Source organism: Acinetobacter legionensis (genome assembly GCF_048551735.1).
Taxonomy (GTDB): Bacteria; Pseudomonadota; Gammaproteobacteria; order Pseudomonadales; family Moraxellaceae; genus Acinetobacter.
Genome location: NZ_JBIMBV010000015.1, coordinates 81793 through 106281, shown reverse-complemented (window position 1 = coordinate 106281; position 24489 = coordinate 81793). Strand labels below are relative to the sequence as shown.

General features: G+C 38.0%; 22 protein-coding genes and 1 pseudogene. 15 read left to right on the top strand and 8 right to left on the bottom strand.

The window, feature by feature from the left end; translation table 11 throughout:
* Position 1: 1 nt before the first annotated feature.
* The 5 genes from uca (at position 2) to ACG9ZL_RS14490 (ending at position 7335) form a co-directional block, all read left to right on the top strand.
* A complete protein-coding gene (gene uca, locus ACG9ZL_RS14510; protein ID WP_419360525.1) occupies positions 2-3607 on the top strand; it encodes an urea carboxylase in 3606 nt (1201 codons plus the stop codon).
* Between the two features lie 320 nt (positions 3608-3927).
* Positions 3928-4053 carry a hypothetical protein gene (locus tag ACG9ZL_RS14505; protein WP_419360523.1) on the top strand — a complete coding sequence of 42 codons (126 nt, stop codon included), beginning with the start codon at positions 3928-3930 and terminating at the stop codon, positions 4051-4053.
* A gap of 4 nt (positions 4054-4057) precedes the next feature.
* Complete coding sequence (locus ACG9ZL_RS14500) at positions 4058-4492, top strand: CopG family ribbon-helix-helix protein (RefSeq protein ID WP_336954051.1); 435 nt, start codon at positions 4058-4060, stop codon at positions 4490-4492.
* A 12-nt stretch (positions 4493-4504) separates the two neighbouring features.
* Complete coding sequence (atzF, locus tag ACG9ZL_RS14495) at positions 4505-6316, top strand: allophanate hydrolase (RefSeq protein ID WP_419360521.1); 1812 nt, start codon at positions 4505-4507, stop codon at positions 6314-6316.
* Positions 6313-7335, top strand: a complete 1023-nt coding sequence (locus ACG9ZL_RS14490; RefSeq protein ID WP_336954049.1) for an ABC transporter substrate-binding protein — start codon at positions 6313-6315, stop codon at positions 7333-7335. The genes atzF and ACG9ZL_RS14490 overlap by 4 nt, the downstream gene beginning before the upstream one ends.
* 610 nt (positions 7336-7945) lie before the next feature.
* On the opposite strand, the gene ACG9ZL_RS14485 is transcribed toward ACG9ZL_RS14490, so the two are convergent.
* The 6 genes from ACG9ZL_RS14485 to ACG9ZL_RS14460 form a co-directional block, all read right to left on the bottom strand.
* Complete coding sequence (locus ACG9ZL_RS14485) at positions 7946-8278, bottom strand: DMT family transporter (protein WP_336954048.1); 333 nt, start codon at positions 8276-8278, stop codon at positions 7946-7948.
* A 16-nt stretch (positions 8279-8294) separates the two neighbouring features.
* The gene (locus tag ACG9ZL_RS14480; protein WP_336954047.1) at positions 8295-9182 is read right to left on the bottom strand and encodes a hypothetical protein; all 888 of its coding nucleotides are present in this window, start codon (positions 9180-9182) and stop codon (positions 8295-8297) included.
* The gene (locus ACG9ZL_RS14475; RefSeq protein WP_419360518.1) at positions 9179-10183 is read right to left on the bottom strand and encodes an isopenicillin N synthase family dioxygenase; all 1005 of its coding nucleotides are present in this window, start codon (positions 10181-10183) and stop codon (positions 9179-9181) included. The genes ACG9ZL_RS14480 and ACG9ZL_RS14475 overlap by 4 nt, the downstream gene beginning before the upstream one ends.
* A 78-nt stretch (positions 10184-10261) precedes the next feature.
* A complete protein-coding gene (locus ACG9ZL_RS14470; RefSeq protein WP_419327833.1) occupies positions 10262-11143 on the bottom strand; it encodes an ABC transporter ATP-binding protein in 882 nt (293 codons plus the stop codon).
* A complete protein-coding gene (locus tag ACG9ZL_RS14465) occupies positions 11143-12087 on the bottom strand; it encodes an ABC transporter permease (RefSeq protein ID WP_336954044.1) in 945 nt (314 codons plus the stop codon). The genes ACG9ZL_RS14470 and ACG9ZL_RS14465 overlap by 1 nt, the downstream gene beginning before the upstream one ends.
* Before the next feature lie 444 nt (positions 12088-12531).
* On the bottom strand, positions 12532-12765 hold the full coding sequence (locus ACG9ZL_RS14460) for a hypothetical protein (protein WP_004724652.1): 234 nt from the start codon (positions 12763-12765) through the stop codon (positions 12532-12534).
* Between the two features lie 277 nt (positions 12766-13042).
* Here ACG9ZL_RS14460 and ACG9ZL_RS14455 point away from each other — a divergent pair, with 277 nt between their 5' ends.
* The 10 genes and pseudogenes from ACG9ZL_RS14455 (at position 13043) to ACG9ZL_RS14410 (ending at position 21956) form a co-directional block, all read left to right on the top strand.
* Positions 13043-13654 (top strand): LexA family protein, encoded by a 612-nt coding sequence (locus ACG9ZL_RS14455; RefSeq protein ID WP_336954043.1) that lies wholly within the window; start codon positions 13043-13045, stop codon positions 13652-13654.
* A 348-nt stretch (positions 13655-14002) separates the two neighbouring features.
* Complete coding sequence (gene rutD, locus ACG9ZL_RS14450; protein ID WP_336954042.1) at positions 14003-14803, top strand: pyrimidine utilization protein D; 801 nt, start codon at positions 14003-14005, stop codon at positions 14801-14803.
* Positions 14800-15386: pseudogene (locus ACG9ZL_RS14445) on the top strand (malonic semialdehyde reductase). Before rutD ends, ACG9ZL_RS14445 begins: the two are co-directional and overlap by 4 nt.
* A gap of 371 nt (positions 15387-15757) precedes the next feature.
* Entirely contained in the window at positions 15758-16873 is a 1116-nt protein-coding gene (gene rutA, locus ACG9ZL_RS14440; RefSeq protein ID WP_419360516.1) for a pyrimidine utilization protein A, read from the top strand.
* Between the two features lie 20 nt (positions 16874-16893).
* Positions 16894-17655 (top strand): pyrimidine utilization protein B, encoded by a 762-nt coding sequence (gene rutB, locus ACG9ZL_RS14435; protein WP_419327956.1) that lies wholly within the window; start codon positions 16894-16896, stop codon positions 17653-17655.
* 82 nt (positions 17656-17737) lie between these two features.
* On the top strand, positions 17738-18121 hold the full coding sequence (gene rutC / locus ACG9ZL_RS14430) for a pyrimidine utilization protein C (RefSeq protein ID WP_336954038.1): 384 nt from the start codon (positions 17738-17740) through the stop codon (positions 18119-18121).
* A 92-nt stretch (positions 18122-18213) separates the two neighbouring features.
* Complete coding sequence (gene rutF / locus ACG9ZL_RS14425) at positions 18214-18783, top strand: NADH-dependent FMN reductase RutF (protein ID WP_419360514.1); 570 nt, start codon at positions 18214-18216, stop codon at positions 18781-18783.
* A 24-nt stretch (positions 18784-18807) separates the two neighbouring features.
* Positions 18808-20166 (top strand): pyrimidine utilization transport protein G, encoded by a 1359-nt coding sequence (gene rutG / locus ACG9ZL_RS14420; protein ID WP_419360512.1) that lies wholly within the window; start codon positions 18808-18810, stop codon positions 20164-20166.
* Positions 20167-20637: 471 nt separating this feature from the next.
* Positions 20638-20877, top strand: coding sequence for a hypothetical protein (locus ACG9ZL_RS14415; RefSeq protein WP_419360510.1), 240 nt, complete (start codon positions 20638-20640; stop codon positions 20875-20877).
* A 326-nt stretch (positions 20878-21203) separates the two neighbouring features.
* Positions 21204-21956, top strand: coding sequence for a class II aldolase/adducin family protein (locus ACG9ZL_RS14410; protein ID WP_336954033.1), 753 nt, complete (start codon positions 21204-21206; stop codon positions 21954-21956).
* A gap of 80 nt (positions 21957-22036) precedes the next feature.
* On the opposite strand, the gene ACG9ZL_RS14405 is transcribed toward ACG9ZL_RS14410, so the two are convergent.
* Both ACG9ZL_RS14405 and ACG9ZL_RS14400 read right to left on the bottom strand, forming a co-directional pair.
* Complete coding sequence (locus tag ACG9ZL_RS14405) at positions 22037-22726, bottom strand: pirin family protein (protein ID WP_336954032.1); 690 nt, start codon at positions 22724-22726, stop codon at positions 22037-22039.
* A gap of 171 nt (positions 22727-22897) precedes the next feature.
* Positions 22898-24127: a L,D-transpeptidase family protein gene (locus ACG9ZL_RS14400; protein ID WP_336954031.1), complete on the bottom strand. Its 1230-nt coding sequence runs from the start codon at positions 24125-24127 to the stop codon at positions 22898-22900.
* Positions 24128-24489: the final 362 nt, after the last annotated feature.

The window sequence follows — 24489 nt, the reverse complement described above, 5'->3', positions numbered from 1 at the left end:
TATGTTTAAAAAAGTTCTCATTGCCAATCGTGGTGCAATTGCATGTCGCGTGATTCGTACGCTAAAAAAACTTGGGATTGGTTCAGTTGCGGTTTATTCAGAAGCTGATCAAGATTCTTTACATGTGACTTTAGCCGACGAAGCATTTTGCATTGGTGCTGCACCAGCACAACAAAGTTATCTAAACATTGCAAAAATTCTTGAAATTGCCAAGCAAACAGGTGCTGAAGCAATCCATCCAGGTTATGGATTTTTATCTGAAAATGCGGAGTTTTGTGATCTCTGTGAAAATCAGGGTATTGCTTTTATTGGACCAACCTCTAGTCAAATGCTGGATTTTGGTCTAAAACATACTGCCCGTGAGCTGGCGATTAAAAGCCAAGTGCCGTTGTTGCCGGGGAGTTCTTTGCTTTCTGGTGAGCAAGAAGCAGTCACGGAAGCTGCACGTATTGGCTATCCTGTGATGTTAAAAAGTACTGCGGGTGGTGGTGGTATTGGTATGCGTTTAGTTTGGAACGAATCTGAACTCAAAGACGCTTATCAAACCGTTTCGTATTTGGCTCAAGCCAACTTTAAAGATGCAGGGTTATATTTAGAAAAATTTGTGCAGCATGCTCGACATATTGAAGTACAAATTTTTGGTGATGGAAAAGGGCAGGTGTTGGCTTTAGGGGAACGCGATTGTTCTGTACAACGTCGTAATCAAAAAGTCATAGAAGAAACACCCGCACCGCATATAACCGATGAGCAACGTGACTATATTCAAACTGTCGCAATTCAACTTATGCAATCTGTGAATTATCGTTCAGCAGGTACAGTTGAGTTTGTGATGGATACTGAAACTGAGCAATTCTATTTCTTGGAGGTGAATACCCGTCTGCAAGTTGAGCATGGTGTGACAGAACAAGTCTATGCCGTGGATCTGGTTGAATGGATGGTGACTTTGGCCAGTGGAGATTGGACAGCACCCATTGAAAAATTAGTGTCAAAAGGACATTCAATTCAAGTTCGTTTATATGCGGAAGATCCAATTAAACAATTTCAACCCAGCGCAGGCTTACTCACCTATGTGCAATTTGATCAAAATGCACGGGTCGAAACATGGGTCGAAACTGGTTCAAATGTGTCTTCATTTTATGATCCCATGCTTGCCAAAATCATCGTGACAGCATCTGATCGAGGTTCAGCAATTCAAGCCATGCAATCAAGTCTGGCAGATACACAGATTGCAGGCATCGAAACCAATTTGGAATATCTACAAAATATTATTGCGGGTGAGGTGTTTAATTCAGGGACACAAACCACACGCTTCTTAAATACATTTGTATGGAAAACCCAAAAAATTGAGGTTTTACAATCGGGCATTCAAACCGCAATTCAGGATATTACAGGTCGTTTAGGTTACTGGGATGTGGGTGTTCCACCATCAGGAGCGATTGATCCTTTGAGTTTAAATGTCGCCAACCAACTTTTAGGTAATCCTTATAATACTTCTGGATTGGAATGTACGCTGCAAGGCCCGAGTTTAAAGTTTCATTGTGATAGTCAAATTGTGATTACCGGCGGCGATATGCCATCTAAGCTGGATGGCGTACTGGTTCCAATGTGGCAAACCGTGAATGTTAAAAAAGGTCAGGTGTTAAAGTGTGGAACAATGAGTACGGGATGTCGAAGCTATATTGGGATCAAAGGTGGCTTTCATGTTCCCGAATATTTAGGATCAAAAGCAACCTTTACTCTGGGGCAGTTTGGTGGGCATGCAGGGCGTAATTTATTAATTGGAGATATGCTTGCGATTACTGAATATTCATCTGATCAAAGCAAAAGTTTAGCCACAGATCAAATCCCTAAATTTGCGCGTCATTGGGAAATTGCGGTGATGTATGGTCCGCATGGCGCACCAGATTTCTTTACCAAAAACGATATAGATAACTTCTTTAGTAACCAGTTTGAGATTCACTATAATTCCAGTCGTACAGGCATTCGCTTGATTGGCCCAAAACCAGAGTGGGCACGTGAAGATGGCGGTGAAGCAGGTCTACATCCTTCAAATATTCATGACAATGCTTACGCAATTGGTGCGATTGATTTTACAGGCGACATGCCGATCATCTTAGGGCCTGATGGTCCAAGCTTAGGTGGCTTTGTTTGTCCAGCTGTGGTGATTCATTCAGAACTTTGGAAAATTGGTCAGCTTAAAGCAGGGGATAAAGTTAAATTTATTCCTGTGAGTTATGCCCAAGCAAAAGCCTTGGATCAAACATATCATCAAAGTATTATCGCTTCTGACACAGATGCAGTGAATTTTAATCCTGTATTCCACGCAGAAAATGACACATTAGAAAATGCTGTTTTAGCCACACGCGTAGGACAAGCACATTTACCCAGTGTGACTTACCGACCTGCGGGAAATAGCTATGTATTAGTTGAATATGGTGATCTGGTTTTAGACTTAAATCTACGTTTCCGTATTCATGCTTTAATGCAATGGGTAAAAGACCAGAATATCCACGGAATTATTGATCTTACACCGGGGATTCGTTCATTACAGATTCATTTTGATTCAATTCAAATTGATCAACTTGAGCTCTTGGAAAAACTTCAACACGCGGAAGCGGAACTGCTAGATATACACAATATGCAAGTCCCTTCACGGACGGTGTATTTACCACTGGCATGGGAAGATTCACAAACCCAATTGGCGACTGAGCGCTATACGCAAATCGTCCGTCCTGATGCACCGTGGTGCCCTGATAATATCGAGTTTATTCGTCGTATCAATGGCCTAGCATCCAAGCAAGCGGTAAAAGATGTGGTTTATAGTGCCAATTATCTGGTCATGGGATTGGGTGATGTGTATTTAGGCGCACCCGTTGCCACACCACTTGATCCGAGACAGCGTTTGGTCACAACAAAATATAACCCTGCACGGACTTGGACACCGGAAAATGCTGTTGGTATCGGTGGGGCATATATGTGTGTTTATGGTATGGAAGGTCCCGGGGGCTATCAATTTGTGGGCCGTACTACACAAATGTGGAGCCGTTATCGTAAAAACGCCAATTTTGAAGCTGGCAAGCCGTGGTTATTACGCTTCTTTGATCAGGTTAAATTCTATGAGGTTTCAGAAGCAGAATTGCTACAGATGCGCGAAGATTTTAAAGCAGGGCGGTTGCAACTACGTATTGAAGACGGGGTGCTTAATCTAAAAGAATACAATGATTTCCTTGCTGCAAATCAGGACAGTATTCATGCTTTTAAACAGAGGCAACAAGCCAATTTTAAAGCAGAGCGCCTTCGTTGGCATGCTGCAGGTTTACAAGAGTATGTCTCTGAAAGTTTAGATACTGTAGAGGATGGTGAAGCAGTCAGTATCCCAGAAGGTGGTTGTGCTGTTGAATCACATATGCCAGGTTCAATTTGGAAAATCGAATGTGCTTCTGGAGATATTGTTGAAGAAGGTGCAACCCTTGCAGTGATTGAAGCGATGAAAATTGAAATTCCGATTGTTGCACCTGAACGGATGAAGGTGGAAGCCATCTCCATTGAAAAAGGTCAGACCGTCAAGATCGGACAGGTATTGTTTACTTTGGCACCTGTAGCCTGATAAAAGTCAGCAAAGGAGCATCAATGATGATGCTCCTTTTTTTGTAAGTATGGTTTGTTTTACTTTATAAGCAGAACTCTATGGATTGTAATAATTTACAAATACTTAGCCAACTAAAATAAAATTAGTAAAAACTTTGGATTTTAAGCGCATATAACCCTACGCGCTATGCTTGTGCATTTACACTGTTTTTGCCCACAAATCGTCCATAAATACACGTTAAAACCAGCAAAAACTTGGTTAAAAACTGGCACATTTTCTGCATTGTTATATTGGTAATACAAAAACCTAATTTGGTAATACTGAGATGGAGTTGTGCTATGAATCAGGTCAAAACAACAGTCAAAAAAACACATTCGATTAAAAGATTTTTTGTTGATTTATTCACTGTACGAGCAGGTGTGTATATCAAACAAAACACTCCTGTAAATAAGATAAAAGGATAACTGTGTGGCTAAACAAAAGTTGGCTCGGATCAGCATTACTGTACCAGAAGCAACGTTGAATGCACTCGATCAGAAAATTGTCGATCAGCACTATGAAAGTCGATCTCAAGCCATTGTCGACATGATCAATAAACATCTGATTGCGGAACAGGCACAGGCCAATGAGGTTATGGTGGGTACTCTGACCCTACTTTATGATGCAGGACAAATGCCACTTCGAAACCAACTGATTGATTTGCAACAAAAGTTTTTAACTCAAGTGATTAGCTCACTGCATATCCAGCTAGATCAACAAAAAATATTACAAGTCATGCTGATGCAGGGCGCAAGTTCTGAGCTTCGACATATTAGCCAACAATTTACAGCACTCAAGGGTGTGATCAAAGGGCATCTAGAGCTGATGGATGCTGTAATGCCACCAATTCTGCAAAATGATTAAATCGGGAGTAGGGTGATGCAAGACTTATGGACAATTCAAGACTGGCGAGAGGCGTATACCAGCCAGAAAATCAAGATTGAGGGGTTAATCGATTATGTTAAAACCATTCATAATGATGATCATGCTTGGATTGAAATCGCATCTGAAACGCAAATTCAAACCCAAATTGAAGCCTTAAAACTGCAAGATAGAGATGATTTACCTTTATACGGTGTGCCATTTGCCGTCAAAGATAATATCGATGTCGCAGGGTTCCATACCACCGCTGCTTGTAAAGACGTTGAATATTTAGCAACACTAGATGCTGTGGTGATTACCAAGTTAAAAAAAGCTGGTGCTGTGGTTATTGGAAAAACTAACCTTGACCAGTTTGCAACGGGATTAGTCGGGGTACGTTCACCTTATGGCGCGGTCAAAAATAGTTTTAATCCAGAATATATCAGCGGTGGTTCCAGCTCTGGTTCATCCGTTGCAGTTGCAAATGGTATGGTGCCCTTTAGCTTAGGGACCGATACAGCAGGTTCGGGTCGTGTGCCAGCAGGGCATAACAATATTGTTGGTCTTAAACCGACCAAAGGCTGGTTTTCAACCACAGGCTTGATGCCTGCATGTAGAACGATTGATGTCATTTCTATCTTTGCATTGACTAGTGATGATGCTTGGACGGTTGCCAGTGTTATGCAAGGCTATGATGAAACAGATGAATATTCACGTATTCATCCCGCCAATGTTCCCTCTCAGTTTTCTAAAGGCAAAATTGCCATACCTGCACAGCTTGAGTTTTATGGTGACACAGAAACTGAAAAAGCTTTTGCAACCGCAGTAGAACGAGTCAAATTACTTGGTTATAAAGTTGAAATTATTGATTTCACAGATTTTAATGAACTTGCCAAAGCCCTCTATAACGAGGCTTGGGTAGCGGAACGGACTGTTGCTGTGGAAAAAGTTGTAACACGTGACCAAGCGCATCCGGTCATTGCTGAAATCATAGCTCAAGCAGATAAATTTACAGCCACGGATGCACTTCAAGCTGAATATAAACGTGCTGTGCTGGCACGAAAAATTAATCTGGCTTTACAAGCCTATGATGCATTAATGGTACCGACTTCACCCACGATTTATCGTATTGTCGATGTTGAAGTAGATCCAATCGTAAAGAACTCACATATGGGAGCTTATACCAACTTTGTCAATTTTGCCGATTTAGCAGCCATAGCATTACCCAATACAATTCGCTCAGATGGGTTGCCGAGCGGAGTAACATTTATTGCACCTGCTTGGCATGATCAAGCTTTGGCAAATTTTGCTCAAAAATGGCAAACACTAACAGCCCTTACATTAGGCAAATCTCAGCAGCACTATCAAAAAATGCTTGAGATTGCTTCAAAAAATTCAGTCAAGTTGGCGGTTGTGGGAGCGCATTTAACAGCGATGCCACTTAATTTTCAGCTCACTACACGCCAAGGGACTTTATTAAAGAAAACCTATACCGCTAAAAATTACAAATTATTTGCTTTAAAAAATACCAGTCCACCAAAACCTGGTCTGCAATGTGATGCAACAGGAACGTCTATTGAAGTTGAAGTTTGGGAAATTCCATTGGCAAACTTTGGCGCAATCGTTGCTGAGGTTCCAGCACCGTTGGGAATCGGCAATTTACAACTTGAAGATGGCAGTTGGGTAAAAGGTTTTATTTGCGAAGCTTATGCAATTAAAGACGCTATAGATATCAGCCATTTAGGTGGTTGGCGTGCATATATACAGTCGCTGAATCAAACCAATACACAATTTAAAAGCGAGAAAATCGGGGGAGTTTCTGTATGATCTATAAATCTTTTTTATCCGTATCATTATTATCAGCAATGCTGTTATCTGGTTGTGACAACACGGCAAAAATTCCTCAAGCAAAAGAGGGTGCGCAAGCTTCAGCAGATGCTAAACCTATTACCATTGGCTATAGTGATTGGCCCGGATTTGTGGCATGGCAAGTTGCAATTGAAAAAGGTTGGCTAAAAGAAGCAGGTCTCAATGTTGATTTTAAATGGTTTGATTATTCAGCATCACTCTCAGCATTTTCTGCCAATCAATTAGATGCAGTATTTGTTACCAATGGTGATAACTTGGTGACGGCCTCGGGTGGTACTCAAGGCATGATGATCATGGCGACTGACTACTCTGCGGGCAATGATGTGATTATTGCCAAAGAGGGGATCAATCGTATTGAAGATTTAAAAGGTAAATCTGTCGGCGTTGAAAAAGGTCTAGTCGATCATTTGCTTCTAGCAACGGCAATGTCAGATCAAAAGATTCCCATCAATGAAATAAAATTGGTTAATTCAGCTACCAATCAATTACCACAAGTATTCTCGAGCCCAGATGTTTCAGCTATTGCGGTATGGCAACCTGTTGCCAGTCAAGCATTGAAAACTGTTGCAGGGTCAAAAATCATTTATACCTCCAAGGATAAACCGGGGTTAATTTATGACACCTTAACTGTGAATATGAGTCATTTAACTGCCCATAAAGATGAATGGAAAAAGATCCTTCAAGTGTGGGACAAGACAGTGAAATATATTAATGATCCTGCAACACATGCAGATGCTGTAAAAATTATGGCAATCCGTTCAGGGGTAGATCCAAAACAATACGAAACGATGGTGAATGGCACCCATTTACTTGATCTAGACGCCAATCAAAAAGTCTTTAGCAAAGGCAATGGTTTTGATTCGATCTATGGCTCGTCCTATCACGTCAATAAATTTAACGTGGAAAATGGCATCTATAAAACTGAACAAAATGTCGATGGTCTGATTTATCCGACATTGTTGCAAGAGTTGAAATAGCGGTTTTAAAAGAATTAGATCGTTGGAAAAAATAGCCTAAGCATGTCTTGGGCTATTTTATTTTAGGTGCAAAAGCTTTATATAGAGCCTAGACGCAATTTTTGAACAGATTTGAATGCAGGAAAACTAACCAAATCAGTGAAATTTTTATGGTGGTAGATCTGTTTTAAAGATTAACAAATTAAATTTAAATTGATTACAAAGGCGTCACTTTAATCACATTAAAAGAGGATTTTCTATTCACTAGAGCTCTTGCCAAAATAAACTTAGAGATGATATTTAAATGTGGTTAAGCTTTATGAATCATGAAAATTTTACTATTACATAAAAATTAAGTGTATGAGGATCAAATTTGCAATGCCGCGCTTTACATTTAAAGTTTAAATCGCTTTGTGTAGGCGATGTATCACTTTTCATAGGGGATTCTAAACCCCGCGTTGCAATCAAAGCAGTACTTTGTTTTTGCTCATGTTGAGTGAGGGGCACGTTCTGTATCCCCACCCAATAAGGCGACATCCATGTCGCATCACGATAGAAACACCATCTATGTTTCATCAAAATTTAAAAGTTTACATGTATCGAGTGCTTATTTTTGACTAACACAAGAAGTCTATGATATTTCAGTGCTCGTTGAAAAAAGATGAATAATTAAAATCCCAATAATCATAAAAGCCAAACCGATGATTGCAGCTAAATCTAAGTGTTGTTTATAGTAAAAGAAGCCGACCAAGGACACCAAAATAATGCCTGCGCCAGACCAAAGCGCATAAGTAATACCGACAGGAATCGTTTTCATGGTCAGTGATAAAAAATAAATGGCAACCGCATATCCAATCACGGTAATAATCGATGCAAATAACTGGCTAAAACCATCTGAAGCCTTCATTGCAGAAGTCGCGATGACTTCTGCAACAATGGCAATCATTAAATATAAAAAAGACATTGATTGAGAATATCCCTTATAACGCTATTTTTGCATGATGAAAAAGATGATTTTCTTCATGATCAAACCAATTTTGACTTTCAGTTGAAGTGCCCGTAAGCGTTGTAAAGCAAAAATCTTTTTGAAATACATCAAGTGTAAAAAATAAACGACAATGTTCACCATTGATCAGTTGCTGTTGGACAAGTGTGTTGTGATCGAGTTGTTGGAAATTTTCAAGATCAATCATAGTTCCAACTTTGTTGCTGATGGTGCTAAGATCGATGATCTGCTTATCAAAACTGATCGAAACCTCATAGTCCTGAATTGCTTCTAGACTAATCTGTTGTTGAGAAATAGCATCTTTTAAAGCATTAGTGGAGTGAAAAGCCTGTTGTATATCTGGATGTCGAGACTTGGCAAAGGCAATAAAATGATCACAAAGGATGAAGCCACCATCTGCAGGATAACTGATACTTAAATCGATATTTTCAACTTTAAATAAACGTAGGCCAAGATATAGCCCACGGGTAGCTTGTTGCCGCCAATCTTCAACATAAGCATGGCTTGGTGAAAACTCTAATATGGCATTGCCAATTGAATACAATTTTGCTGGTTCGGGCCATTGCACATGATTTTGATAATTACTGCTGACATTCCATGAAAGTAATTGATTTTGAGCATCCCAAATTGTATCGCCAACCCAGCCCTGTCGTTCTAAAACGGGCGTTGAAATGGGGTCTTTTAAGCGTAAATCAATGGTAAAGGTTTTAGATTGAAACCAATAGACCAGCGTATTTTCATCAGTTAAACCATTGGAAAAAGTAATACTCTTACGGCGAAAAGCACCCAATAAATACCGAGGTAATACGCAGGCTGAATCATCACTCGGTTTAAGTTGTGCACAGAGTTCTAATAAGTTCATAGTGACTCCTCGTTTTGACTTAAACCAAATGAATAAAGCGGGCGGGGATTTTCAAGTTGAATTTCACCCCGGGCTACTTTTTCTTTTAGATACTGGAAAGTTTGTGCGGTTTGATTAAAAAGGTGCTCACCGCCTTTTAAAGGGGAATATTTTGCAGGCTGATCTTTAAGCAAAGGTTGAATCAGATAGTCATAATCACAAGAGAAGAAGAAGGGAAATGAAAAACGTTCTTCGGAAACTTTTTTAACACGATGTTTGGTTGCCAAATATCGCCCATTAGACAGAATTTCCATCATATCGCCAATATTCATAACCAATGTATTTTCAAGCAGTGGAATATCGATCCATTGCCCTGTTTTATCGAGGACTTGTAATCCAGGTGCTGTGGGTAAGAGCAAAGTAAAACACTCATAATCGGTATGTGCACCAATACCATCTTTATCCTGAATTTCAGGATGATAAGGATAATGAATAAGGCGAAGTTGACTGGGTGCTTTGGAATTATGTGCATCAAAATAATGCTCATCTAAGCCAAGTGCTAGCGCAAAACTTTGGAAAATTGTGTGCCCAATATTTTTAATATGTTGATAATAATCTGAAACATGCTGTTTAAAAATGGGGTCATCTGGCCACTGGGTTGGACCAATCAAAGGGCGGCGATCTGCGGGGCTTTGATGATCATAATTGACATCATAGGCCTCTTTAAGATCATAACTCGTTTCTACAAAACGTTCTTCACCGATCGGTACATAACCACTGTGATTTTCAGATAAGCCAATATAATTCCTCATCTTAATTGCAGTATCTTGGGCGAAGTATTGCTGTGCGGTTTGATAAAGATTGTTGAATAACGCAGGTTTAAATTGTTCTCCCTTTAGATATAAGAAACCCACATCTTTACATGCCTGATCTAAAGCGTGTGCCACGACTAGACGATCTTCGAGGTCAGGACTGGATAATAGGGAAATGTCCACAATTGGTAAAAAATATGTGTTTGACATGAATATCACCAAGGTTGGCCGTCCAACAATGAACTAAGCGATTTGGGTCGTCCCAAAGGCTATAAGAAATCTGTTTGTTTATTTATCCGTGCTGACTTGGGTCATCCTCGGTATTTTGGGTAAGTCTTGAAGTGATGGATCAAGCTCATCTTCCTGAGCGTGTACCAACTGATCAACACGTGCCCTTAATTGTTGAAAAGCAGGAGTTGCCATGAGAGCTAATGAACGTGGGCGAGGTAAATCCACTTCAATAATTTCTTTAATTTCACCGGGATTGGCTTTTAGCGCAATAATACGATCAGCCAATAAAATGGCTTCATCCATATCATGGGTAACAAAAATAATGGTGATATCAATGTTTTGCCATAAATCCATTAAATGTTTTTGCATCTTTTGACGGGTATGAGGGTCGAGCGCGCCGAAAGGTTCATCCATCAGTAAAATTTTAGGTTCATTGACTAAAGCTCGAGCAATCGCAACACGCTGTTTCATTCCACCAGAAAGTTGATGTGGATATTGATTTTCATATTTGTCCAAGCCAATAATATTGATCCATTCTCGTGCATGGGCTTCCGCAGTCATTTGACTGGCACCTTTCATCCGTGGTCCGAACATGACATTTTCTTTAACCGTTTTCCATGGAAACAGGGTATACCCTTGGAACACCATGCCCCGTTCAGGGCTAGGTCCTGTGATGCGTTGGCCATCGACTAAGATTTCACCACTATGATAAGGATCTAAACCTGCAATTACGCGACTTAACGTTGATTTACCACAACCTGATGGGCCAATCACACAAATAAATTCACGCTTATGGATTTTAAGATCCAGTTGATTTAAAACAGTTCGTTCGTTTTTACCATGTTTAAATACTTGGCTCAGTTGTTTGGCTTCTAAGATGACAGGGCGTGCATAAATTTTTTGAAAATATTCATGTGAATTAAAAGTTGAGTCATTCATTATTTGGCCCCTGCTTTCCATGCGAACATACGCTCGCCTAATTTCATTAATAACACATCACAAACCAGTCCAATCACCCCGATAATCAAAATCGCAGCATAGACATTGTCAAAGTTTTGATAGCGTGCTTGTTGGGTAATAAACCATGTAATACCAGAAGTAGTACCAATTAATTCAGAGACAATTAAATAGGTCCAAGCCCAACCTAGTAGCACGCGTAAATCACGATAAATATCTGGAAAAGCAGCAGGAATAACCACATTGAATAGGCTTTTGAGCTTATTGGTTCCTAGGGTATAGCCGGCTTCAATTAAGCCTTTATCGACCATACGTGTTGTATTGGCAATTATTAGAATTTGTTGAAAAAGCGTACCAATCACAATAATTGCAATTTTAGGTGCATCATTGATTCCCAAAATGGCAACAGCAAGCGCGCCAAAAGCAGGGGCTGGTAAGTAACGGAAAAATTCAACAAAAGGTTCTGTGAGCAGTGATATTTTTTGTGAGAAACCACAGAGAATACCCAATGGAATACCAAAAATTGAAGAAATTAAAAAAGCTGAAAATACGATTTTAATACTGTGCCATAAGCTTTGATGAAACCATGGGGTATCTGGTTGTTCTGGCGGTGTGGTAAATGCAGTGACCAAGGCCTTAGCCACTTCATGTGGTGCAGGTAAGTAAATGGGATTGACTAAAATACCTTGTGGTGGTGCAGAATCATGAGCAACCGCATTTTGTGCCTCACTATAGAACACACTTTTTTCGATACGGCTACCGACTTGTAAATATGAGACACTGCCTGAATCTGTGATTTGGACTTGAGGATGCCAAATAAAAGGTAAATAACTGACAGCGCACCAGAGCAATATAGGGATCAGAAAAGAACACAAGCTCAGTAATAGCTTATTCTTTTGACCAATTTCCTTTACAACATAACCCATATTTACCGTCCTCATTTTAGCTTGAGTATTACGATTGTTGAAAAACGTAATATTTGTTAAGCAAAATAAGTGCCATGAATAAATATAATAAGGCGAGGCTAATTCGAATTTATCATTAACGCTCGAGTCGTCGGTGATAAATGATCTGCAGGAGCTCATCGCGCTAAAGCATGCTGAAAATACCCAAACAGGAAGAGAACTACAAGGAAATAAAAAATATGAAAGGAATAAAAGTAAAGTAATCGTGCAAGATTAGGTGCTGATTTAATAAAATTCTGAATGCTTAGCTCTGCCATTCAAACCTATTGATCTGATGATTAATTGAAATTAAATCGTCGTTGTATCGAGGGGAATACAACGACATTTTAATTATTAAATACATATCAAATCATAAACTTCAGTTGAATATTTAAGCATATTCAATTTTATCAGGTGAGCATCTGTTTAAAGGGGAAGAGGTTCTAAACCTTTTACAATATCACTAAATTCAGAGCCATTTAGCCAAAATGATTTCTTTAAAAATAATGTAGTCATTATACTTTCAGCGATATCACTATTGGTATTTTCACAAAATAAACCATATTGGCTGCCTAACACATTATTGTCTTCAATCAAACGAATATAGTAAGCATGTTGTTCGTCTGCATAACCAAGAATTGCATCACGTTGAGTCGCCATTTTTATGTCTCCACATAGAAAATCAATCAATTAAGTGCTTAAGTGAGATCAGAGAACTTATTCAAAAGTATCAATAAATTAACAAGATATCTGTATTCTAAATTATTGATTTATGATAAGTATATTGATTATCTTTGTTGTCCTTGTTCAAATAGATGTATCAAAACTGATCGATAGAGTTATTGTTATTCAAAAAAAACTTGCCGTCAACTTGAATTTGTAACTTTTTCAAGCTATATTGATTTTACAGGCTTTTATGAAGCATATAGGATAAATAATGTCTAAGAAAGTAGAATTTGAACATGGAGGTGCTAGAGCAAATGCTGGGCGTAAGGCACAGTTTAGTGAGCCAACCAAAGTCATCCGTGTACCAGAGTCACAAGTCGATTTTATCAAAAACTGGTTACTGAAAAATTTCAAAAATGGTCAGCTCAGTGATTTAACAGCGAGCATGAAGATCCAGACCATACAGCCTAAGAATGATAAGGTCTATCAGATTCCACTTGCGACTGAAAGGGTCGCTGCTGGTGTACCATTTTCAGTTCAAGATAGTATAGAACAATCTTTAGATATGAATGAATATTTAATCAGAAATGAGAGTTCTACATTTATTGTTAAAGCAAATTCGCTTTCAATGCAAGATGTGGGGATTGATATCGAAGACCCTTTGATTGTAGATCGTAGCATTTCTGCAAAATCTGGTGATATTGTCATCGCCCGTATTGATAATGATTTTACGGTGAAACGCTTGATGATTGATAAACAGTTTGATCCACCGAAAGTCTGGTTAAAAGCTGAGAATCCAGAGTTTAAAAATATTTATATTGAAGAAGGGCAAGAATTCGAAATATGGGGAGTTGTGACTTATAACTTAAAGCGAATGCGTTGATTGATAGAGAAGATATTTGAGGATAACGCTTTAAGTCTGTCGTGTTTTTAAGCAACATTTTTGTTGCTTTTTTTATGATCAATTTAAGAATACTAAGGACACATCAAAATTTGAGCGTGTAGTTTTCTAGTTGTGAAATCAGATTATTTTGAATATAAACTCGCTTTATTACAAAAGCTCATTGTGTGTTTTATCAATAATAGACCTATAGCTACTGAGCAAGTAGCCAATAACATAACAATCCTCATATTCACATTCGCCATCAAAAACCCTTCAAAACTAAATATAAATATTATTCGGCATATTTTTTGCTGTCATCAAAGTGATTAATTTATCAAATGGTCAAAAATGAGCTATCAAATTTTCCCGTGTGTAGCGCAACCAGATGCTGAAACTGTAGTTCTATCTTCTGGTTTAGGTGGGCATGCATCTTTTTGGCAACCACAAATTAAAACTTTAACTCAATATTTTCAGGTGCTTGTTTATGACCAAGAAGGTTGTCATGCAGACTCTGAAGCATTACCCACAGCATATTCAATAAAGAATATGGCAAAGCAAGTATTAGACATACTTCAACAACAACAAATCAAACAATGCCATTTTATTGGGCATGCCTTAGGTGCGGTAATTGGAGCTGAATTGGCTGTTTTGATCTACAACACCGAAATTTCACTGTCGAGTCTAACCTTTATTAATGCCTGGGATGCTCTTGATCCACATACAGATAAATGTTTCAAAACCCGTATTGCCTTGTTAGAAAATGCTGGTGCTGAAGCTTATATACGTGCACAAGCTCTATTTCTATATCCACCTGCTTATATTTCAAAGCATATTCAACAAATTCAAGAGATCGAAAGCAAGGGATTTAAAGATTTCCCACCGATTAATAACGTGTTGCTACGCTTAAATGCATTGATGAATTTTAAAATTTTACCGCAACATATCGCTGCTTTGGCGAACACTGATGTGTATTACATTGCCAACAAAGATGATTTTTTAGTGCCTTATCAAAAGAGTATAGACCTTAAAGCAATATTGGGGCATGGCGAATTAACACTATTGGAAACCGGTGCGCATGCTTCATCTGTAACAGAAAGTAATACAGTCAATCAGATTTTAATTCAAAATTTAGTAGAAGAAACCCTATGAACCAGAGCCTCAACATAGATTTAAACCAATTGTTTCCAGATGCCAGAACGCACAATACTTGGTTGGATAAGGCAGTCAGCACTGAATAGATTCAGCAAATTTATGATTTAGTGAGAATGGGACTTACCTCTGCCAATTGTTGCCCTGCTCGATTTATATTTTTAATGACATCTGAGTCGAAAGAACAACTAAAGCCTGCGCTATCCTCGGGAAATATAGAGAAAACCATGACAGCGCCTTTGACAGTGTTGGTAGCAACGGATCAGAAATTTTATAATCAATTTGCTAAACTTTTTCCGCATACAGACGCTAAATCTTGGTTTACCTCAAATCCCAAACTTGCCAATGAAACAGCTTTAAGAAATAGCTCGATGCAAGCGCGTATTTAATTATGGCATGTCGAAGTTTAGGTTTGGACACAGAGCCAATGTCTGGATTTGATGATATGCAAGTGAATGAGACTTTCTTTAAAGAAACTGATTATTCGATTAATATGATTGTCAACATAGGATATGGGGATCATACAAAAATATATACAAGATTACCAAGATTAGATTTTGATGATGCTTGTAAAATATTATAAAGATTTATTTTAATAACTATTTTATTAGATTACTAATTTTATTGAACCAGTGTTGTATTTCGTCAGAATTTTATCTTATTGAACCACATACCATATGCGGTTTTTTATTTATAGTGTCGGTTAATTTTAAAATTATAAATGATCTAAAATGACGCATTTATGCACTATTTTAGTTTATTTTTCATGACTTAAAAATTCATATATTTTACCAAAAGGTAAAATAAAAAATAAACATAAAAAAATTAATAATAAAAACAACTAATTAAATTTAGTGGCATGTTGTATGCATTATTTATAATTACAAGGTGGTTTTGGTTTTTAGTTTTATATTAAATATTTTTAGAATATTTTTTGTACAGTGAGGTTTAGCTATGAAAATTGGTGTATTTTGTCCGATTGGAAATAATGGCTGGTTGCTTTCAGAAAATGCACCGCAATATAAGCCAACATTTGAATTGAATAAACAGATTGTACAACGTGCAGAACATTATGGTTTTGATTTTGCATTGTCGATGATTAAACTGCGTGGTTTTGGGGGAAAAACTGAATTCTGGGATTATAACTTAGAAAGCTTTACATTAATGGCGGGTTTAGCGGCAGTGACCAGTAAAATAAAAATTTTTGCTACGGCAGCGACTTTGGTGATGCCACCAGCCATTGTGGCACGTATGACATCAACGATTGACTCGATTTCAAATGGACGTTTTGGGCTAAATGTTGTGACTGGATGGCAACCACCAGAATATACCCAAATGGGGTTGTGGCCAGGGGATGATTATTTCTCTAAACGTTATGATTACTTATCTGAATATGTCGAAATTTTACGTGAGCTTTGGGCAACTGGAACATCTGATTTCAAAGGTGATTTCTTCCAAATGGATGATTGCCAAGTAAAGCCAATACCACAATCCGACATGAAAATTATTTGTGCTGGTCAATCTGATGCGGGCTTAGCATTCTCTGCAAAATATGCAGATTATAATTTTGTTTTTGGAAAAGGTTTCAATACACCAACGGCCTATGCTGAAATCAACGAACGTCTAAAAGTACATACTGATCAGACAGGAAGAGATGTTCAAACCTATGTTTTGTTTATGGTGATTGCAGCTGAAACAGATCAAGAAGCAATGGCGAAATGGGAGAACTATAACCAAGGCGCAGACCTAGCAGCAATTAACTGGTTAATGAATCAAGGCGGTAAAGATCAAACATCAGGTACAGATACCAATATTCGTCAAATGGCATCTAGTGTTTCACCCGTCAATATTAATATGGGCACAATCGTCGGTTCTTATGAAAATGTTGCCATGATGCTGGATGAAATTTCTACCATTAAAGGCACTGAAGGAATTCTTTTAACATTTGATGATTTTATCCAAGGGGTTGAGGATTTTGGACAGCGCGTCCAACCGTTGATGGCTTGTCGTGAGGAGGTTGTTGCAAGTTATCAACAGCTAGCTCAACCCGTTTTGGAGAAAAGCGCATGAGTATAGTTGAAAACTCGAAAATGATAGAAAATCTGGTTTGTACAGATTTCACGACTCATGCAGGAACAGGCAAAATTTTAAAAGCGGAGCCAGAATCGATTCAGCTCGCACCTGAACAAACGGCGCTTATCGTCATTGATATGCAAAATGCCTATACCTCAATTGGTGGCTATTTGGATTTGGCTGGTTTTGATGTTTCCACTACTCAACCTGTGGTTGCCAATATTAAAAAAAGCATTGATGCAGCACATATAGCCGGTATCCAAGTGATCTATTTTCAAAATGGATGGGATGAACAATATGTAGAAGCCGGTGGCATAGGTTCTCCTAACTTTCATAAATCCAATGCTTTAAAAACCATGCGTAAAAATCCTGATTTACAAGGCAAATTATTGGCAAAAGGTGGTTGGGATTTTGCATTAATTGATGAACTAAAGCCTCAACCTCAAGACATTGTGATCGAGAAATCACGCTATAGCGGTTTTTTTAATACAGCATTGGACAGTAGTTTACGTACTCGTGGCATCCGAAATTTAGTTTTCGTTGGGATTGCCACCAATGTTTGTGTGGAATCAACCCTTAGAGATGGTTTTTTCTTGGAATATTTTGGTATAGCGCTAAAAGATGCATGTTATCAAGCTGGCCCTCAATCAGCACAAGAGGCAGCCTTATATAATATTAAAACCTTTTTTGGATGGGTATCTGATACGGAATCATTTGTACAGACATTCAAAACCCAACAAGAGCAGCCAAATTCAGTCACTTTTAGTAAATCAGCTTAATGCTTTTAACCAGATCAAGTGTCTTTTTTAGAGTTTAAGTCTATGGCGAAGATGCTTTAAGGAAAAAATAAAGGAATTTAAAATGTCCAAACAAGTTGTGATCCCAGTAGGTACAGCTAAACCCCTTGCACCTTATGTGCCTGCAACCAAAGCAGACAATATTGTCTATGTTTCTGGGACTTTAGCATTTGATGAAAATAATGAGGTGGTCTGTGTCGGTGATGCCGCAGGCCAAACCCGACATATTTTAGAAACCATTAAAAACGTCATCGAAACTGCAGGTGGCACGATGGATGATGTGACGTTTAACTCAATATTCGTCAAACATTGGGCAGATTATGCCGCAATAAATGTGGTCTATGCTGAATATTTTCCCAATGACAAACCCGCTCGTTATTGTGTACAGGTCGGACTGGTTAAACCTGAAGCCCTTGTTGAAATTGCATCAATAGCACATGTGGGATAATGCATGTCTAAATTTGTCTATGTGTTTTAGTCATTTTTTTAAAAAATGAATTTTAACCTCGATGAACATTTGCGCATTGGGGTGGGAGAGTTATGATGCAAATGGTCAAACAGGAAAGTACAGTTAGTAGTGAAATTATTGAATTTACCAAGCCTTGTGAAACTAAAGTCCATTTAGAAATTGATCAAGATATCTTTAGACAAGGTATGTCTAATTTGGGTGCAGCAGTCAATGTGATCACTACTAAAGGTGATGCAGGACAGGCAGGTTTTACCGCATCTGCAGTGTGTAGTGTAACGGATTCACCTCCAACCTTATTGGTATGCCTTAATCGCGCCGCATCGGTATATCGCGTTTTTTCTGAAAATAAAGTTTTGTGTGTCAATACATTAGGTTCAAATCAAGCCGCATTGTCTAATTTATTTGGTGGCAAAACACCCATGCAACACAGATTTGCACAAGGTGAATGGAGTGAACTCGTGACAGGTTCTCCAGTGTTAGATAACGCCCTAATTTCATTTGATTGTGAAGTGGTATCAAGTCAGGTGGTCGGTAGTCATGATGTATTGTTTTGTCGGGTCAAAGCAATTCGTCACAACCCAAGTTTAAATGCGCTTCTATATTTCAAACGCAGTTATTGTGAACCTCAAAATGTATGTTGATCTCTAAATATGGGGAATTAGAAAATGGCGACAAAAGAACCATGGTTTACATCATTCAAACCATACACAGGTAATTTAGATCAAAACCCTGTGCAAATTGATGAATATTTACCTGTTGGAAAAAGTATCGTTTTGGGCTTGCAACATGCATTTGCAATGTTTGGTGCAACGGTTCTCGCACCTTTGCTGATGGGCTTTGATCCCAATTTGACTATATTTATCACGGGTATCGGCACGATTTTATTTTTCCTGATGACGGGTGGAAGAATGCCGAGTTACCTCGGATCTAGTTTTGCATTTATTGGCGCTGTCGCTGCTGCAACGGGCTATGCAGGTGTGGGGTCAAATCCAAATATTGCCTTGGCTTTAGGGGGGACCATCGCTTGTGGTTTGGTGTATGCCGGAATTGGTTTAATTGTCATGAAGACGGGAACTGGTTGGATTGAAAAGTTGATGCCACCGATTGTTACGGGTGCAATCGTGATGATTATTGGTCTAAACTTAGCACCTGTCACCATTAAAAGTGTTTCTGCAAACCCATTTGATACTTGGATGGCAATTCTGACAATCCTTTGTATCAGTGCGATTGCTGTATTTACCCGAGGCATGATGCGTCGCTTATTGCTCTTACTGGGGTTGGTGTGTGCATATGTTCTATATTTTATCCTTGCCAATTTAATGGGCTTTGGCAAAGCGATCGATTTTGCAGTCATTAGCAATGCGGCGTGGTTTGGTCTCCCGCATTTTGTTGCACCCTCGTTTAATGCAAACGCCATGTTGTTAATTGCGCCAGTAGCAATAATTCTGGTCGCTGAAAACTTAGGTCACTTTAAAGCTGTATCTGCAATGACGGGTCGTGATTTATCACCTTATATGGGCCGTGCATTTTTTGCAGATGGGGTATGTACCAGCTTGTCAGCTTCTGTTGGGGGAACAGGTATGACCACATATGCTGAAAATATTGGGGTTATGGCCGTCACTAAAATTTATTCAACCACAGTTTTCGTAATCGCTGGGATCTTTGCAATTTTGTTGGGCTTATCACCTAAATTCGGTGCTGTGATTAGTACTATTCCTGTTGCTCTTTTAGGTGGTGCCTCAATTGTGGTGTTTGGTTTAATCACAGTGGCTGGTGCAAAGATTTGGATTGATAATAAAATTGATTTCACTAAAAACAGTAGCTTAATTATTGCTGCGGTCAGCTTGATCATGGGCGCAGGTAATTTTAGTGTACATATTGGTTCATTTGATCTTGGTGGAATTGGTACAGCAACTTTGGCTGCAATTTTATTGAATCTAGTTTTAAATCGTAGAGAAAAACAGCCCGATGAGATCAAGCTAGAATCAAGTGATGCTGCAAAGTCCTTATCGCAGTCCTCTTAAACTAAAGGCGCAGATTGAGATTTTAAGTGATTGAACAGTAGATTTTATAGTGAACGGTGTGGCATTTAGTAGGTTAGGGACAATGAGATGATATACGGCATGTCCTTGAGCAAAGTTTGTACCTGAGTGAAAGTATGGAATCAAGATTTTGCAAAGATTAATCACATGCACAAAAATTTGCGACGCTTGCAGTGAGTTTGTAAAAAGCGTTACAGCATAGGTGATTTTTCCTTGTTTGACTATAAGCAAGAGAATTGAATATAGGGTATGAATTCAAGCTTTAGTATTGCAATTTTAAAGCGATTATCGGGGAAATTCGTATCCATATTGGTGGCTGAAATTTTTACAGATATTTGGTTTTTTAGGGTGCTGCCCTGTGCGACAAATTTTGTCGCACAGGGCATTTCTCTATCTAGTATTTAATTCTCCAATAAATATAATAGAACCTGTAAGCACGATGAGATTTAAAATATGAAAGACTGGATTAAGATACGCGAAATTTTAAAAAATATTCAAAATCGGCAAAATAAAAAACAGACTATTTACTTAGTCGGTATGGTTGATTTAAATGAATTGGATATTTCATGGTTGATTGATGAAGACTACATTGAAATTGATGATGCTATTTCTTACTTAGATAATGGAGATATTGTTTTTATTAAGAATTTAACTTTTAAAGGAAAGAAATTACTTTATCAGTTAAGTATTTAAATCTACTTTTTATAATAGATAATGAGGGTGTTTTATAATAATAATGAAGAATTAAAATAAATAATAATTTAATTTTTATTTTAATAAAAATAAACAAAAAATAAAAAATTATTATAATAATTTAATAAATATAAATAATAGTATGAAATATGATAATTAATAATTTAAATCCAAATCAATATTCAATTATTGGTTTGGATTTTTTATATTATGCAACCCAAAAAATAATTTTTTAGTCTTCATTCACGAATTAAGACTTGTTTATTTGCTGAACTCTCGCTAAAACTATGGATGTTTTATACATAGGCAATAAAAAGGATTTTATGATGAAACGCCCAAAGTATATTGATAAGACTGAATGGGAAGCGCGTTGCCAGTTGGCAGCACTCTATCGTTTAATTGCACATTATAGAATGACTGATTTGATAGATACCCATATCAGTTTACGTGTCCCGCATGAGCCTGATCATTTTCTGATTAACCGCTATGGTGTAACATTTGATCAGATGAAAGCTTCAGATTTGGTGAAAATTGATCATGAAGGGAATATTGTGGCAGATTATGATCAAGGCAAAATGGTCAATGTTGCAGGCTTCGTCATTCATTCTGCCTTACATCATGCTAAAGATGATATTCACTGTGTCATTCATACCCATACGGCGGATGGCATAGCTGTTTCTGCACAAGAAAAAGGTTTATTGCCTTTGTCACAACATGCGCTGAAATTTTATAACAATATTGCTTATCATGAATATGAGGGTATCGCTTTTTCTACAGCTGAAAGAGAACGTTTGGTTCAGGATTTGGGAAATTATCGTTGCATGATTTTACGCAATCATGGTTTGTTAGCCACTGGAAACAGTATTGCAAGAGCATTTCATGAAATTTATTTTTTAGAGCGAGCTTGTCAGGTTCAAATTAAAGCCATGAGCAGCTCAAAACTTCATTATCCGAGTAAGCAAATATGCGAATATACGGTGAAGCAATTTGAAAGTGATGCTGCTGAACCGATTGTTCAGGCTGCTTGGAATGCTGCTTTATCATTGATTAAAGATCAGAAAAAAGATTTTTGTGCTTAAACACGGCTTCTAACTTGTTCAATAAGCTCGACATAAAAAACCTCCATCTATACATGCGGAGGTTTTTTATTGCATATGAATTAGCTGTTTAAATCAAACCAAATAAATTGGCTATCTTCATGTGCAGTGAGTGTCGAATCTTCGTCAAATAAATAACCATCACCTGCTTTAACGACTTGACCCGCAATATCAATCTCACCATCGATTACATGTACATAGTTAAATTTTTGGGTTGCTTTAACTTCAAGGGTATGACCTTTTTCCAGATATGCCGCTTTAATTTCAGCATCTTGACGAATATGCATTGGCGCATTGTTATTTGGGCCAACAATCAATTGCCATTCATTGGGTGATTTTTTAGGATCACGTTCAATTTGTTGATAATTCGGTTCGGCATCTTGAACATTTGGAATTACCCAAATTTGTAGCATATGAACTGCTTCATCACCTTGGTTGATTTCACTGTGTTGTACACCTGTACCCGCACTCATCAATTGCCATTCACCCGCATGGATATGACGTTCATTTCCCATGCTGTCTTTGTGTGAGATAGTACCTTTAAGCACACAAGTCAAAATTTCCATGTTGTCATGTGGGTGAGTACCAAAACCTTTATGTGCTGCAATGGTATCGTCATTGATTACACGTAAAGAACCAACACCCATATATTTAGGATCATACCAACTACCAAAAGAGAAACTATGTTTGGTATCTAACCACCCCATTTTTACGTGACCACGGTTTTCACTGTGATGTAAAAAAGTATTCATCTCAAATCTCCAATTCTTTATTTTTAACATGAATGAATTTTAATATTTAAGTAATTGGGATGAAATAGCAAAAAAGCAACATATTGTTTTATTTTTGGAACGATAAATTTTTATCTTTGCAATAAAAAACCAGTGTATGCACACTGGTTTTTTATTTCATCAAGTATAAGATTATTCTAAGAATTTAACCGTTACACCTGATTTAACTTTTTTACCTAAGTCATTGGCATCCCAGTTGGTCAAACGAATACAACCATGTGAAGCTGTTTTCGAAATTGCAGATGGATTTGGTGTACCATGAATACCAAATGATTTTTTGCTCAATCCAATCCAGATATTCCCTACAGGAGCATTTGGACCAGGTGGTAATGATAATGGTTTTAAGTTTTTACCTTGTACAAAGTTACTAGGTGAATAGCTATACCATGGGTTTCGTGCAACTCCAGTAACTTTATAAGTTCCTTTTGGAGATGGTGTATCAGAACTACCAATTGTTGCAGGGAAAGAGCCAACCATTTGGTTTTGTGCATTAAACAAATATAATTGCTTCGCACCTTTATGCGCGACAATCAAATGAATATTTTCAGGTAATTCATTGCGAATATTCGTCACAACGATTTTTTCACCAACTTTATTAAATGTCGCTTTAGGATTCAGTTTCTTTAAAAACTCTTCGTCCATGTGAAATTTTTCACCTAGCATTTCTGTTACACGAGTGTAATACAGGCCTGGCATTTTTGCTTGTAATGCATAATCATGCGGAATCGATTTTGCATAAGGACCTTTTAGGTCTTCAGCTGTTATCGTATATTCCACAAAAGCAGGCTTATTGCCTTGTTGAGAAACTAAAGCATCCCAAGTTTCTTGAGTCAATTCACCAGTAGGTTTAATACCATTCATTTGTTGGAATGAAGCGATTGCTTTAAGCGTATTCATACCGCTTGAACCATCAATGGCACCAGGTGAAGCATGGGCATTATTTAACATGACATGGGCACGGGCATAGACAGGGAATTGACCCTTACCAATATTTTCGTACCATTGTGCATTGTTTATTCCATCTAAAGTCCATGACGCTTTAGGTGCATTAGGATTGCTTGCCGTTTTTGCAGTCGTGGTCTGTGGTGAAGATGGAGAGATAGCGGTACCTGAGTTTTTATCCTCAGTTTTTTCTAAATTTTGTAGCGTATTTGCAGCTTTGTCTAAGTCTTGTTGCTCTTGCTGACTTATCTGTGTTTCTACACTTGAAGCAGAATCATCAATAGCAAGTGGATCAATAGGATCTTCAACAGGAGCAGCAACTTTTTTAGGCGTTAGAGGTTGCTCAGCTGTAGATGCAGCAAAAGCTGTACCTGTTAATAAACAGCTTAAACTCAAAGCAAGAATTGAGCGAACGAACATGTAGATCAACCTTAAGAATTATTCATAATTTATAACTAAAAATCTGTGTAAGTATTGCAGAAATTATAAGGTGTTGCAGTATTTGTTTTGTGTTAATCATTTTTTTCTATAGACATTTTCCTAGTCTGCAAGTTTTGTTTTATTTTCGTATACCCGTGGGAATTTAAATCTAAGTAATCAAATCGGGTCAGTTGACAATTCGTCTACGTTTGCGACTACGTGTATTTTTTAGGCGATACTAGGAGCGGAGTATGAAATTTAGTCATTCTAAGTGATAAGGAACATTGTTTCGCAAGGTAACGACGTAGCGTCAAAAAACACGCTAGCCCTCTGCTGCGCCTTGCGCTACAAACAAAGCAGTG